Annotated in this window: 16 protein-coding genes; 7 read left to right on the top strand and 9 right to left on the bottom strand. The window is 71.9% G+C overall.

What is annotated here, in order from left to right; all coding sequences use genetic code 11:
• Positions 1–12 precede the first annotated feature (12 nt).
• The 4 genes from O7605_RS02780 to O7605_RS02795 form a co-directional block, all read right to left on the bottom strand.
• Positions 13–864 (bottom strand): hypothetical protein, encoded by an 852-nt coding sequence (locus tag O7605_RS02780; RefSeq protein ID WP_269737764.1) that lies wholly within the window; start codon positions 862–864, stop codon positions 13–15.
• Between the two features lie 123 nt (positions 865–987).
• Positions 988–2,367 carry a glycine--tRNA ligase gene (locus O7605_RS02785; protein ID WP_269737765.1) on the bottom strand — a complete coding sequence of 460 codons (1,380 nt, stop codon included), beginning with the start codon at positions 2,365–2,367 and terminating at the stop codon, positions 988–990.
• A gap of 112 nt (positions 2,368–2,479) precedes the next feature.
• A complete protein-coding gene (locus O7605_RS02790) occupies positions 2,480–2,977 on the bottom strand; it encodes an Rv0361 family membrane protein (protein WP_269738685.1) in 498 nt (165 codons plus the stop codon).
• Between the two features lie 238 nt (positions 2,978–3,215).
• Complete coding sequence (locus tag O7605_RS02795; RefSeq protein WP_269737766.1) at positions 3,216–3,557, bottom strand: antibiotic biosynthesis monooxygenase; 342 nt, start codon at positions 3,555–3,557, stop codon at positions 3,216–3,218.
• A gap of 29 nt (positions 3,558–3,586) precedes the next feature.
• Between O7605_RS02795 and O7605_RS02800 the strand changes: the two genes are divergently transcribed.
• The 7 genes from O7605_RS02800 to O7605_RS02830 all read left to right on the top strand — a co-directional run bounded on the left by O7605_RS02800 (position 3,587) and on the right by O7605_RS02830 (position 8,056).
• Positions 3,587–3,844: a hypothetical protein gene (locus tag O7605_RS02800; RefSeq protein WP_269737767.1), complete on the top strand. Its 258-nt coding sequence runs from the start codon at positions 3,587–3,589 to the stop codon at positions 3,842–3,844.
• A 54-nt stretch (positions 3,845–3,898) separates the two neighbouring features.
• Positions 3,899–4,900, top strand: coding sequence for a metal ABC transporter substrate-binding protein (locus O7605_RS02805; protein WP_269737768.1), 1,002 nt, complete (start codon positions 3,899–3,901; stop codon positions 4,898–4,900).
• Entirely contained in the window at positions 4,897–5,661 is a 765-nt protein-coding gene (locus tag O7605_RS02810) for a metal ABC transporter ATP-binding protein (RefSeq protein ID WP_269737769.1), read from the top strand. The genes O7605_RS02805 and O7605_RS02810 overlap by 4 nt, the downstream gene beginning before the upstream one ends.
• Positions 5,658–6,527, top strand: a complete 870-nt coding sequence (locus tag O7605_RS02815) for a metal ABC transporter permease (RefSeq protein ID WP_269737770.1) — start codon at positions 5,658–5,660, stop codon at positions 6,525–6,527. Before O7605_RS02810 ends, O7605_RS02815 begins: the two co-directional genes overlap by 4 nt.
• Positions 6,528–6,564: 37 nt before the next feature.
• Positions 6,565–6,864 carry an ArsR/SmtB family transcription factor gene (locus tag O7605_RS02820; RefSeq protein ID WP_093407467.1) on the top strand — a complete coding sequence of 100 codons (300 nt, stop codon included), beginning with the start codon at positions 6,565–6,567 and terminating at the stop codon, positions 6,862–6,864.
• A 67-nt stretch (positions 6,865–6,931) separates the two neighbouring features.
• Entirely contained in the window at positions 6,932–7,330 is a 399-nt protein-coding gene (locus O7605_RS02825; RefSeq protein WP_269737771.1) for a Fur family transcriptional regulator, read from the top strand.
• Between the two features lie 114 nt (positions 7,331–7,444).
• Complete coding sequence (locus O7605_RS02830; protein ID WP_269737772.1) at positions 7,445–8,056, top strand: hypothetical protein; 612 nt, start codon at positions 7,445–7,447, stop codon at positions 8,054–8,056.
• A 150-nt stretch (positions 8,057–8,206) separates the two neighbouring features.
• On the opposite strand, the gene O7605_RS02835 is transcribed toward O7605_RS02830, so the two are convergent.
• From O7605_RS02835 to O7605_RS02855, 5 genes are all read right to left on the bottom strand, one after another.
• On the bottom strand, positions 8,207–10,117 hold the full coding sequence (locus O7605_RS02835; RefSeq protein ID WP_269738686.1) for an acyl-CoA dehydrogenase family protein: 1,911 nt from the start codon (positions 10,115–10,117) through the stop codon (positions 8,207–8,209).
• A 214-nt stretch (positions 10,118–10,331) separates the two neighbouring features.
• Positions 10,332–10,832 (bottom strand): DUF6328 family protein, encoded by a 501-nt coding sequence (locus O7605_RS02840; RefSeq protein WP_269737773.1) that lies wholly within the window; start codon positions 10,830–10,832, stop codon positions 10,332–10,334.
• A gap of 108 nt (positions 10,833–10,940) precedes the next feature.
• A complete protein-coding gene (locus tag O7605_RS02845) occupies positions 10,941–11,771 on the bottom strand; it encodes an alpha/beta fold hydrolase (protein WP_269737774.1) in 831 nt (276 codons plus the stop codon).
• Between the two features lie 77 nt (positions 11,772–11,848).
• Positions 11,849–12,730: a TIGR03943 family putative permease subunit gene (locus O7605_RS02850; RefSeq protein WP_269737775.1), complete on the bottom strand. Its 882-nt coding sequence runs from the start codon at positions 12,728–12,730 to the stop codon at positions 11,849–11,851.
• Complete coding sequence (locus O7605_RS02855; RefSeq protein ID WP_269738687.1) at positions 12,727–13,668, bottom strand: permease; 942 nt, start codon at positions 13,666–13,668, stop codon at positions 12,727–12,729. Before O7605_RS02855 ends, O7605_RS02850 begins: the two co-directional genes overlap by 4 nt.
• Positions 13,669–13,829: the final 161 nt, after the last annotated feature.

Consider the following 13,829-nt stretch of genomic DNA (forward strand, 5'->3'; position numbering starts at 1 on the left):
CGCAGGCCGTGGTCAGCCCCGCCGCCACGGCCACCGGCGACCGCCGCGGTCCGGCTCCGAGGCACTCCGAAGAAGCTCCGCCGTCGCCGCTAGTTTGTGCCGGATCTCCATGCCGGTCACGCCGAGCAGATCGGCCAGCTGGCTGCCCTGCTCGACCACCAACCGGGCGCGCTCGACGTCGCCGATCATCAGCAGCGCCGGCGCGTAGATCGAGTAGGTGCTGGCCAGCTCCCAGATGGTGATCGGCTGATGCGGGTCGAGCGCCTTCAGACGCAGCTCCGTCGCCCGGGAGGCGGCCAGCGCCGCCTCCTGGGCATCGGACGCCGCACCCTGCTCCTGATGGCGGTGCAGCAGGGCGTTCGCGTAGTTGTGGTAGGCGGTGGCCATCGCCGCGCGGGTGCGCGGCCCCGCGCCAGGCGGCGGACCGGCGGTGTGCAGACCGATCTCGATCGCCTTCTCCAGCAACTGCAGCCGCGGACCGGGGCTGCCGGCCACGAACGCCGACTCGCCGGAGTCCACGAACGCGGTGATCAGCTCGGCCAGCGCCTCGTCCCGCCGCGGCTGGGTCGGATCGGGATGCTCCGCCGCCACCGCCTGATGGATCTCCGCGAACAGGACGATGGCCTCGTGGCCCGCCTCCTTCGCCCGTTCGTGGCGGCCCAGTGCGGTCGACAGCATGCCGTACCGCCACAGGGCCCGGGCCAGCTGGCGTTGATCGTGCCGGTCGACCCGGCTGCCCGCGACGGCCTGCCGGTACGCCTCGATGACCCGCGGCCAGAGCGCGTCCGCCTGCGGCCAGCGCGCCGGCTGGGTGGAGTACTCCCGCGCCCGTTCGAAGATCTCCTCGCGTGCTTCCGGCTCCACGTCGTCGGCCCTTCGTCGTCTCCGTGCGGCTCTGCCCGCCCTGGAGACATCATTGGCCATGGATGCCAGTCGCATGACCCGGTGAGTGCGGTCCGGACCGCACTCACCGGGGCGAGCCCGGGATCAGCAGCCGGGCAGGTGGTCGATCAGGTAGCGCTCGACCTGGTCGAGGCCGATCCGTTCCTGGGTCATGGTGTCCCGGTTCCGTACCGTCACCGCGTTGTCGTCGAGCGTGTCGAAGTCGACGGTGACGCAGAACGGGGTGCCGATCTCGTCCTGCCGGCGGTAGCGGCGACCGATGGCCTGCGAGTCGTCGAACTCGACCACCCAGCGCTTGCGCAGGTCGGCGGCGAGCTGCTTCGCCTTCGGCGAGAGCGCCTCGTTACGTGACAGCGGCAGCACCGCCACCTTGACCGGGGCCAGTCGCGGGTCGAAACGCATCACGGTGCGCTTGTCGACGCCACCCTTGGTGTTCGGCGCCTCGTCCTCGTCGTACGCCTCGAGCAGGAAGGCCAGCACCGCGCGGGTGAGGCCGGCGGCCGGTTCGATCACGTAGGGGATCCACCGCTCGCCCTTGGACTGGTCGAAGTACGACAGGTCGACGCCGGAGTGCTTGCTGTGCGTGGACAGGTCGAAGTCGGTGCGGTTGGCGATGCCCTCCAACTCGGCGAACTCGGTGCCGCCGAACTGGAACCGGTACTCGATGTCGACGGTGCGCTTCGAGTAGTGCGAGAGCTTCTCCTTGGGGTGCTCGTAGAAGCGCAGGTTGTTCTCCGACAGGCCGAGGTCGAGGTACCAGTTCCAGCGCTCGGCCAGCCAGTACTCGTGCCACTGCTCGTCGCTGCCCGGCTCGACGAAGAACTCCATCTCCATCTGCTCGAACTCGCGGGTACGGAAGATGAAGTTGCCCGGGGTGATCTCGTTGCGGAACGACTTGCCGGTCTGCGCGATGCCGAACGGCGGCTTCTTGCGGGCGACCGTCTCCACGTTGCGGTAGTTGACGAAGATGCCCTGGGCGGTCTCCGGCCGCAGGTAGTGCAGGCCCTCGTCGCTCTCCACCGGGCCGAGGTAGGTCTTCATCAGGCCGTTGAACATCCGGGGCTCGGTGAAGGTGCCCTTGTTACCGCAGTTGGGGCAGTTCAACTCGGCCAGCGAGGTCGGCGGACGGCCGTGCTTGGCCTCGTACGCCTCCTCGAGATGGTCGGCGCGGAACCGCTTGTGGCAGGACTGGCACTCGGTCAGCGGGTCGACGAAGGCCTCCAGGTGCCCGGAGGCGGCCCACACGTCGCGGGCGAGGATCACCGCGGAGTCCAGACCCACCACGTCGTCGCGCTGCTGGACCATGGTCTTCCACCACTGCCGGCGCACGTTCTCCTTGAGCTCCACGCCGAGCGGACCGTAGTCCCAGGCCGACCGGGTGCCCCCGTAGATCTCGCTGGAGGGGAAGACGAAGCCTCGGCGCTTGGCGAGGCTGACGACGGCGTCGATACGGTCGGCTGGCATTTTTCCTCCTACGCCGACTGGCGGTCGGCGGGGACGTCACGGTCGGCGGGGACGGTTCGGGACCACGGTACGACCGGTGCGGTCCCGAACCCAGCACATTACCTGCGGCCGGTCAGTTGACTCCGCAGACCTCCATGCCGCCGGTCTGCGGATCCTGGGCGAGCACGACCTGCTGGCGTTCCTGGCCGCCGCCACGGTAGGTCACCTCCACCGGCACGGTGAGCGTGGTGGTGTCCACCTCACCGACCCGGTAGGAGGAGATCTGCGGTTCGGCGGCGGAGCGGCGTTCGAACTCCTGCCGGGACTCGCGCCGCCGGGCGTCCTCGCAGAGTTGGTCGTACGCCCGGCCGTAGTCACCGTCGGAGAGCGCCCGGTAGTAGTCGCCGGAGACCGTGCGGCCCTGCTCCTCGATCGCCTGCACCCCACTGACCAGCAGGCCGACGACCGCCGTGCCGCCACCGCCGCAACAGAGCAGCAGGGCCAGCGCTCCCGCGCCGAGACCGAGCCAGAGCCGGGACCGACCTCCCTCGGTCGGCGGCGCCGCGAACGGCGGCGCCACCCCGGGCCCGGGCGGCGGCACCGGCGCCCCCTGCTCCGGGCTGGACGGCAGCGGACCGGGCGGTAGCTGACCAGCGGCCGGCGGGCCGGGCACCTGGTGGGCCGGCGGCGAACCGGGTGACGTCGGGCTGGGCGGTGGCGCCGCCGGGCCCGGTTCGGGACCGGGCGACGTCGGGTCGGGTTGCTGTTGGCCGGCGGGCGGCGGCGCATCGGTGCCGGGCAGCGAAGGGTCTGGTGGTGGGGCTGCCGGTCCGGGAGCGGTCATGGAAGCCAGCGTAGTGCCCGGCGACTCAGCGGTAAGGACCCGCAGCCCGGTCGCTGGCCACCGTGACCACGTCCCCGCCCGGCACGGCGGTCGCCAACGGCTCGTACGCGGAGGGCTCGTCGAGACTCTCGGCGAGCAGCGGCACCGCCGTGATCTTCACATCGAATCCGCCGAGGGCGCGGCGGTAGGTGCCCACCGACTCCCACTCGGTGACCAGGCACCAGTGACGGGGGTCGTCCAGCGCCCGGACCAGTTGTCCGCGCTGGTAGCCGGGCCGCGCGGCCAGCGCCGCGAGGGCCGCGTGGGCTCGGGCGGCGAACGCGTCGGCGACGTCTTCGTCGACCACGAACCGGTTGGTCACCAGCACCGGCTCCTCCTCCTCGTAGAGTCTGTGGGATGCAGCGTACGCAGCCTGGGATCGCCGCCCGACTGGCCCGGACCAACCCGACGACGGTGTTCCTGGTCACCCTCGTCCTCGCGCTCGTCGCGTTCTTCGCCCCGGGCGTGATCGGTGGGCTGTTGACGCTGCTGCTGGCCGGCGCGCTGGCGGCCCTGCTGGTGACCACCTGGTCGGTGCAGACGCCGCAGACCCGGGCGATCCGGCTGATCGTGCTGACCCTGCTGGTCACCGCCGGCCTGGTGAAGCTGCTCTGACATGCAATCATGCGTTTTTGACAATCATTGTCGTTGTCGCGGAAAGTCGAGGACATGACCTTCCGCTCCGCCCCGCGCGCCCTGGCCACCGCCACGGCCGCCCTGCTCGCCCTGACCGGCGTCACCGCCTGTTCGAACGACGACAGCCCGGCCGGCGCCGACCCGCAGCGGGTCGACGTGGTGGCCGGTTTCTACCCGTTGCAGTTCCTCGCCGAGCGGATCGGCGGCGACGCCGTGGCCGTGACCAGCCTGGCCCGCCCCGGTGCGGAGCCGCACGACCTGGAGCTGAACCCGGGCCAGGTCGGCCAGATCAGCGAGGCGGAGCTGGTCCTGTTCCTGCACGGCTTCCAGCCCGCCGTGGACGAGGCGGTCGAGCAGCAGGCCGGTGACCGCGCCTTCGACGTGGCGACCGTGGAGCCCCTGCTGGACGCCACCGCCGGCGGCCACGACCACGGCCACGAAGGCGAGGAGGACGAGCACGGCCACGAGGGCGAGGACCACGCCGAGGAGGAGCACGCCGAGGAGGCGTCCGACGGTGCCAAGGATCCGCACGTCTGGCTCGACCCGACCCGACTGGCCACCATCGGTGACAAGCTCGCCGAGCGGCTCGGCACGGTCGACCCGGACCGGGCCGGTGACTACACCGCGCGGGCGGCCACCCTGCGTACCGAGCTGGAGAAGCTGGACACGGAGTTCGCCGAGGGGCTGAAGACCTGCCAGCGCCGGGAGATCGTGGTCAGCCACACCGCGTTCGGCTACCTGGCGCAGAAGTACCAGCTGGAGCAGATCGGCATCACCGGGCTCACCCCGGAAGACGAGCCGTCCCCGCAGCGACTGGCCGCGGTCACCGAGGAGGCCCGGGAACACCAGGCCACCACGATCTTCTTCGAGACGCTGGTCAGCCCGAAGGTGGCCGAGACCATCGCCCGCGAGGTCGGCGCCCAGACCGCCGTGCTGGATCCGATCGAGGGCCTGTCAGCCGAGGGCGACGGGGACTACCTTTCGGTGATGCGTACCAACCTGCAAACCCTGAGGACGGCGTTGAGCTGCTCGTGACACCTGACGTCATCACCGTCACGCACGGGGTGGTCGGCTACGACGGCCGCCCCGTGCTTCGTGACGTTTCGCTCACCGTGACCGCCGGTGAGGTGGTCGCGGTTCTCGGCGCCAACGGCTCCGGCAAGTCCACCCTGATCCGCGCCATCCTCGGGCTCGTCCCGCTGAGCGCCGGCACAGTGACCCTCTTCGGCCGACCGGTCCGCCGGTTCCGCGAGTGGCACCGCGTCGGGTACGTCCCCCAGCGCCTCGGCGCGGGCAGCGGCGTGCCGGCCACCGTCGCCGAGGTGGTCGCCGCCGGACGGCTGGCCCGCCGGGGAGTCCTGCGTCCACCCGGACGCGCCGACCGGGAGGCCGTCGCCGAGGCGCTGCGCGCCGTCGGCCTGGCCGACCGGGCGAAGGACCCGGTCAGCACCCTCTCCGGCGGGCAGCAGCAGCGCACACTCATCGCCCGGGCCCTGGCCGGGCGGCCCGAACTGCTGATCCTCGACGAGCCGACAGCCGGCGTGGACGCGGCCAGCCAGGAGGCGTTCGCCGGTGCGCTGCACGACTTCACCGTCGGCGGAGGCACCGTCCTGCTCGTCGCCCACGAGCTGGGTCCGCTGCGCCCGGTGATCGGCCGGGCGATCGTCGTACACCAGGGGTTCGTGGCGCACGACGGCGCCGTGCCGGAGCCGGCCGGGCACCACGCCGCGCCCGACCACGACCACGTGCATCCGCACGGTCCCGAGGAGCCCGCCGGGCTGTGGAGCGCACGATGAGCCTCTTCCAGTACGAGTACATGCAGCTTGCGCTGGTCAGCGCTCTGATCATCGGGCTGACCGCGCCCGCGCTCGGCATCTACCTGGTGCAGCGGCGGCTGGCGCTGATCGGTGACGGCATCGGGCACGTCGCGCTGACCGGGGTCGGTGCCGGTCTGCTCTTCCAGACCTCCCCCGTGATCATGGCAGTGATCGCGGCCACCATCGGCGCGATCGCCATCGAGCTGATCCGCGAGCGCGGCCGGACCTCCGGCGACCTGGCCCTCGCGCTGCTCTTCTACGGCGGCATCGCCGGCGGGGTGGTGCTGGTCGGGCTCTCCGACAGCACCAGCTCCAACCTCAACGCGTACCTGTTCGGGGCGTTGAGCACGGCGTCCCGGGGGGACGTCGCCACCATCGCGGTGCTCGGTGCGGCGGTGCTGATCGCGATGATCGGGCTGCGGCCGGCGCTGTTCGCCGTCTGCCACGACGAGGAGTACGCCCGCGTCTCCGGCCTGCCGGTACGCACGCTCAACCTGCTGCTCGCGATCACCACGGCGATCACGGTGACGATCGCCATGCGCGCGGTCGGCGTACTGCTGATCAGCGCGCTGATGGTCGTCCCGGTGGCCACCGCGCAGCAGGTCACCCGAGGGTTCCGCAGCACCATGGCGGCGGCGATGGCACTGGGTCTGTTCGCCGGCGGGGCGGGCATCTGGATGGCGGCGCTCGCCGACACCGCGCCCGGCGCCTCGGTGGTGGTGCTCGCGATCGCCTCGTTCGTGACGGTCACCCTGCTGGCCGCCGGTTGGCGCCGGCTCCGGCGGACCCGGCCCCAGCCCACGCCGGCTCCGGAGCCCCACGAGGTGGTGCTCGGCGGGTCCTGATCCTGAGCGGTGCACCGGTATTGGTTACCGTTGCAGGGTGACCAGCGGATCCGGCTATGACGCGTACGAGGGTGCCAGCGAGTTGCTGCGCGCCCTCTCGGCACCGATCCGGCTGGCGATCGTCAGCGAGCTGGCCGGCGGTGAGCGCTGCGTGCACGAGCTGGTGGACAAGCTCGGGGTGGCTCAGCCGCTGGTTTCCCAGCACCTGCGGGTGCTTCGTGGGGCGGGCGTGGTCCGGGGTTCCCGGCGCGGGCGGGAGATCGCCTACACCCTGGTCGACGAGCACGTCGCGCACATCGTGGCGGACGCGGTCAGCCACGCCGGGGAGGGATCATGAGCGAGCGAATCATCAGGCTCAGTGCGGAGGTGCCTCATGACGGCACGCAGCGAAGCGGAGTGGCGTCATGAGCGACAGTGGTACGGCGGTTCGCAACACTCGTCAGCGTTCGGCGGTGAGTGCCCTGCTGGCCGAGACGGAGGGCTTCCACAGCGCCCAGGAGCTGCACGCGATGCTGCGCGATCGCGGCGAGCGGGTCGGGTTGACCACGGTCTACCGGACGCTACAGGGGCTGGCCGACGCGGGCGAGATCGACGTGATGCGCCCGCCGGGCGGTGAGCACCTGTACCGCCGGTGCAGCGAGGGACACCACCATCACCTGGTCTGTCGAGCCTGTGGGCGTACCGTCGAGGTCGCCGGCCCGACCGTGGAGGCCTGGGCCGATCGCGTCGCCGCACAGCACGGTTTCACCGACGTCAGCCACACCCTGGAGATCTTCGGCACCTGCCCCACCTGCGCCCGCTGACCAACCCCACCCCGCCCGCCGCCCGCCGTCTTGCACTTCCGGTCGGGACAGATGCTGCTCTGACGGGCGGTTGTCGGGGTGCCGGGGAGCGGGGCACGTGGCAGGCTGTCCGGCGTGAAGATCTACGCTGATCGTTTCCCGACCGCGCTACGACAGCTGCTCACCGACCTGCTCGTCGTCGTCTGGGTGTACGCGACGATCCGGGGCGCACTGTGGCTGCACGACCTGGTGCAGAGACTTGCCGTACCCGGACAGAAGCTGGAGGGGGCGGGCGGCGGACTCGCCGACAATCTCGCCGAGGCCGGAGGCAAGGTCGGCCGGGTGCCGCTGGTCGGCGACGAGCTGACCGCGCCCTTCGAGCGGGCGGCCGGTGCCGCCCGCTCGCTGGCCGAGGCCGGCCGCGACCAGCAGGAACTGGTCGACCAGTTGGCGCTGGCGCTGGCCGTCGGCCTGCTGATCGTGCCGCTCGGACTCGTGGTGTTCGGCTGGCTGCCGCTGCGGGTGCGTTGGATGCGCCGGGCGAGCTCGGCGGCGACGCTGGCCGCCGCGCCCGCCGGCCGGGATCTGCTGGCCCTGCGCGCGCTGGCCGGCCAGCCGCTGCGCAAGCTAACCCGGATCGCCCCCGACGTCGCCGAGGCGTGGCGACGCGGCGACGACACCACCGTCAACGCACTGGCCGCCCTCGAACTCCGCCGCCTCGGCCTCCGCGACCCCCAAGCCCCCTGAACCCTCCCCACCCCTCCCACCCCTTTCACCCATCCCCCCATCCCACCCGTCGATCATGAAGTTGTTGTCATCGATATCGGCGTTTCGCGACAACAACTTCATGATCGACCCCGACGACGAGGCGGCGGCTGAGGGCGGGGCGGGGGGTTGTCAGGGGGTGGGGGGTGGGGGGAGGCGGCGGCGGGCGTCGTCGGTGACGGTGGAGGGGCCGGGGGTCCAGGGGGCCACCCAGGGCAGGTCGGTGGGCGGGGTGACGACGCCGTCCTCCAGGGCCGCGTAGCGGCCGGCCAGGATGCGCTTGGCGGCGGTCACGTCGATCGAGTCGGTGTTCTCCCACAGGGCGGTGAACAGGGCGTCGACCCGGACCTTGGCCTGCCGGCAGAACAGGTCGGCCAGTTCCACGTTCTCCGGCCGGGTGTCGCGCTCGGCGCGGGCGCGCACGCAGACCGCGCTCATCGCGAACAGTTCCGCGCCGATGTCCACCACCCGGCCGAGGAACGCCTGCTTGCGCTCCATCTTCCCCTGCCAGCGGGACATCGCGTAGAAGGTGGACCGGGCCAGCTTCCGACTGGCGCGCTCCACGTGCCGCAGGTGACCGGCGAGCGGGCCGAACTCGCCGTACCCGGTGGGCTGCTGCCCCTTGCCGACCGCGAGGGTCGGCAGCCACCGCGCGTAGAACGCACCCGCCCGGGCACCGGCCTTCGCCTTGCGGGCGAGCCCGGCGTCGGGATCGATGATGTCGCCCGCCACCGAGAGGTGCGCGTCCACCGCCTCGCGCGCGATGAGCAGGTGCATGATCTCCGTCGAGCCCTCGAAGATCCGGTTGATCCGCAGGTCGCGGAGCATCTGCTCGACCGCGGCCGGACGTTCGCCCCGGGCGGTGAGCGAGTCGGCCGTCTCGTACCCTCGGCCGCCGCGGATCTGGACCAGTTCGTCGGCGATCCGCCAGGCCATCTCGCTGGCGTACAGCTTGACCAGCGCCGCCTCGATCCGGATGTCGTTGCGGTCGTCGTCGGCGAGCAGGCAGCAGAGGTCGAGCATGGTCTCCATGCCGTACGTGGTCGCGGCGATGAAGGAGAGCTTCTGGGCGACCGCCTCGTGCTCACCCACCGGCCGGCCCCACTGGACCCGCTCCGCCGACCACTCCCGGGCCACGTTCAACGCCCACTTGCCGGCGCCGACGCACATCGCCGGCAGCGACAACCGGCCCGTGGTCAGCGTGCTCAGGGCGATCCGCAGCCCCTTGCCCTCGCCACCGATGACGTTCTCCTTCGGTACGAAGACGTCGTGGAAGCGGGTGAGGCTGTTCTCCAGTCCACGCAGGCCGAGGAAGGCGTTGCGCCGCTCGACGGTGATGCCCTCGGCGTCACCGTCGACCACGAAGGCGGTGATGCCGCCACGACGCCCCTCGCCCTTCGGCACCCGGGCCATCACCACGAGCTGGGTGGCCACGGTGCCGTTCGTGGCCCACAACTTCACGCCGTTGATCCGGTAGCCGGTGCCGTCGGGCGTCGGTTCGGCGGTGGTCGCCAGGCGGGCCGGGTCGGAGCCCACATCCGGCTCGGTGAGCAGGAACGCGGAGACCTCCCCGGCGGCCAGTCGGGGCAGGAAACGGCGCTTCTGCTCCTCGCTGCCGAACATCTTCAACGGCTGTGGCACACCGATCGACTGGTGCGCCGACAGCAGCGCGCCGATCGCCGGGCTGACCGAGCCGGCCAGCATCAACGCCCGGCAGTAGTGCAGGTTGCTCAGGCCCAGCCCGCCGTACTCCCGACCGATCTTCATCCCGAAGGCACCCAGCCGGGCCAGCCCCTGGAACACCTCGTCGGGGATCCGCGCGTCGCGTTCGATCGCCGCGCCGTCCACCTCGGCGGCGACGTAGTCGCGGAGCCGGCCGAGGAACTCCTCGGCGCGGGCCTGTTCCTCCGGATCCGGCCGCGGCCACGGGTCGATCAGGTCGAGCCGCAGCCGCCCCAGGAAGAGTTCCTTGCCGAAGCTGGGCCGGTCCCAGGTGGTCTGCCGGGCCGCCTCGGCGACCTGACGCGCCTCCTTCTCGGACACCTGACCGGCCGCGTCCGGAGTGGACGCCCGGCGCGCGGTATCCGGCGACGGGTCGGCGTTACGGCTGTCGGTGGCTGACGGACGGTGGTTCTCGGCGATGGCCACGGCAAACCCCCGGGCTCGATCCGGACAGTCGGACTGTTCCGCCTGCTCAGCAGGCTACCCGTGTTCGTTACCCAATGGTAGCCACGGATATCCGCGGCAGTGGCCGGGCTCAGCCCTGGTTCAGGCCGCTCGGGTCCTCGTCGTCGTCGATGTCGTCCTCACCCCAGTTACGCCGGGCGAACGGCAGGATCATCCACAGGGTCAGGAACCACAGGCCGGCGACGGCACTGAGCACGAAGGCGATCGGTCGAGCGAGCACGAAGTCGGTGATCAACAGCACCGAACTCACCATCGCGATCAGCATGAAGGCGAGACCGCCGCTGGCCATCCGGTGGGCGAAGCGCACCAGTTCCGGCTTGCGTCCCTGCCGGAACAGCGCCCGGTGGAAGGCCACCGGGGAAATGATCATCGCGGTGGCGCCGGCGGCGGCCAGCAGCGCGACGATGTAGACGTCCCGCTGAAACTGGGTGGTGTCGTCGAAGCCGGCGCTGAACGGCAGGGTCAGCAGGAAGGCGAACAGGATCTGCACGCCGGTCTGCGCGACCCGCAATTCCTGCAACAGGTCGGCAAAGTTGCGCTGCCACCGCTGCTTCTCGGTTTCCTTTGACACCGCGGACCTCCGGGAGACTCCGCCGGCCAGCCGCCGGCGGTCACGCTGATGCCCCACGCGGTGCGAACCGAAACCCGCTCAGGATCCCCGTGCCCGCTCTCCGCCCACTCAAACCGCCGGGCGCACCCGGGCCAGGATCGCCTCGGCCAACGGCGTCGGTGCCTCGTCGGGGATCCAGTGGGTGGCCCCGGCCAGTTCGACGAATCGGAAGTCCCCGGTCACGTGAGCGGCGCACGCCTGCGCGGCCACCCGCCCGATGGCCACGTCCCCGTCGCTCCAGACGAACGTGGTGGGCACCGACACCGGGCCGGTCGCCGCCAGATCCGCCTTCGACATCGCCCGGTACCAGTTCAAGGCGGCGGTCAACGCGCCCGGTTCGCGCATCGGATCGGCGTACGCCGCCACCCGTACCGCGTCGCCGACGCCGCGCAGCAGCCGGCGCAACCCGACCGCGCCGAGCGACAACAACGTCTTCTCGGCCACCCCCGGCTGCCGGAACAGCAGCATGTACGCCGAGCGTGCCTTCTGTTGCGGATCGTTCACCAGCGCGTACGCCATGGCGGCCGGATGTGGCACGGAGACCGCGGTCAGCGTGCGCACCCGGTCCGGATGGGTGGCCGCCAGTGCCCACGCGACGACCGCGCCCCAGTCGTGCCCGACCACGTGCGCGGCGGGCACCCCGAGGGCGTCCAGCACCGCCACCGCGTCGGCGACAAGCTCCCCCAGCCGGTACGCCTCGACCTCGGCGGGCCGGGCCTGCGGCGAGTAGCCCCGCTGGTCGAGCGCGTAGCTGCGCAGACCGGCGGCGTGCAGGGCCGGCAGCACCCCGTCCCACTCGCCCGAGTGCTGCGGAAAACCGTGCAGCAGCAGCACCGGTTCGCCCTGCTCCGGACCGCCGGTGGCGACGTCGAACCGCAGACCCCGGGCCTCGATACGCATCCCGGCAGCCTACCGAGCACCCGGGACCGCGCCAGACGAGCGGCGCCCGCAGGGGGCCCGCAGGGGGTGGCGCGTGGTTAGTCGTACGGGCGCTTGGGGACGGGCACCTGCCGCCAGGACTCGACCTCCAGGTAGGGGATCTCGGCGTCGTTCACCGGGTCCCGGCCGAGCCGGTCGCTGTAACGGCCGATCACCTCCACCCAGCTGTCGTCGGGCAGCCCGGCCGGTACGTCGCCGGTCAACCCGAGCTTGACCGGGCGGCCGTCGGCGGCGCAGCAGGACAGCACCATCCGGGCCAGGATCGGCTGGCGGTCCGCGCCGGTGACGATGAAGCCGGTGAGCTGCACCCGCCGGTCGCCGATCGACGTGCCTCGGTCGAACAGCGCCCGCGAGGCGTAGTCCAGGACGCTGACCTGCACCGGGTCGCCCTCCGGCAACGGCGGGTAGTCCGACTGCTGTTGGCTGCTCAGCGCGGTGCCGGCCTGGCCCGCCGCGTACGAGCCGAGGGCCGGCGGGGCGACCAGCAGCAGGCCGAGCACGGGCAGGATCAGCAGCCATCCGACCCGTGGCTCGTGATGGGCATGCCCGTGCCCGTCGTGCCCGTCGGCAGGCCCGCTCGCCGGACCGCCAGCGTCGACGTCCGGGACGTCGACGCCGCCGCCGGCCGGGACACTGCCGTCGACGCTGCCGCCGGCTGGGACACTGCCGCCGACAGCGGCACCGTCGCCACCGGCGGGAGCGCCGCCGGGTTCGCCGGCCGGGGCCAGCGCGCGGGGGGCCGCGGGGCGCAGCTCGTACCAGAGGGTCATGATCGCCCCGGCGACCAGCAGCAGGCCGGCGGCGATCAGGAAGGGGCGCAGCCCTTCCTTGACGTAGCGCAGGTAGAGGTCGGTGACGCTGGCCCGGATCACCGCGCCGCCGAGCAGCAGCAGGATCACCGCCTGCGCCTGCCGGTTCACAGCAGCACCGCCCCGGCGCCGGCGGCGACCAGCAGGGCCACCACGAAGGTGGTCGGTGCGAACCGGAAGGCGAAGCGTCGACCGAACACACCGGCCTGCATCGAGATCAGCTTGAGATCGACCATCGGCCCCACCACCAGAAAGACCAGTCGGGACGTGAGCGAGAACTGGGACAGCGAGGCCGCGACGAAGGCGTCGGCCTCCGAGCAGAGCGAGAGCAGCACGGCGAGCAACGCCAGCGCCAGGATCGACAGCCACGCGTTGTCGGCCAGGGTCTGCAACCACCGCTCCGGCACCAGCACGTTGATGCTGGCGGCGGCCATCGCGCCGAGCACCAGGAAACCACCGGCGTGCGTCACGTCGTGGCGTACCGCGGCCCAGAAGGCCCGGCCCCGGGACGCGTCGTCCAGTTCCGGACGACGCGGCATCCTGATCCATTCGGTACGCCCGAGCCGCAGCCAGAGCCAACCCATGATCATGGCGACGATCAGGCTGGCGACGCCCCGGGCGAGCACCATCTCGGGGTTGTTCGGGAAGGCCACCGCGGTGGCGGTGAGCACGATCGGATTGACGGCCGGGGCGGCGAGCAGGAACGCCAGCGCGGCGGCCGGCGTGACACCGCGCCGGATCAGTGACCCGGCGATCGGCACCGAGCCGCACTCGCAGCCCGGCAGCACCACCCCGGCCGCGCTGGCCGCCGGTACCGCCAGTGCCGGGTGCCGGGGCAGCGCCCTCGCCCAGAAGGATCGGGGTACGAAGACCGCGATCACCGCGGAGAGCAGCACGCCGAAGACCAGGAACGGCACCGCCTGCACCATGATCGAGACGAAGACAGTGGTCCAGGTCTGGATGCGGGGATCGTCCAGGGCGGCGGCGATCGGCTCCCGAAAGATGATCAGGAGGATCAGCAGCGCCGCCAGGACCTCCACCGAGCCGATCCGGTCGCCGAGCCAGCGCCGGGGCGGCTCGCCAGCGGCGGGCTCCGGGGTGCGGGTTCCGGTGTCGACGCCCCCGGCCGAGGCCCGACCGCCCGGTTCGCCCGGGACGGCCCGGTCAGTGTCTGTGGTCACCCGTCACCCTTCGGCCGTGGCGGATCGGC

Origin of the sequence: Verrucosispora sp. WMMA2121, assembly GCF_027460185.1 — a bacterium.
In the GTDB taxonomy this organism is placed as follows: Bacteria; Actinomycetota; Actinomycetes; order Mycobacteriales; family Micromonosporaceae; genus Micromonospora; species Micromonospora palythoicola.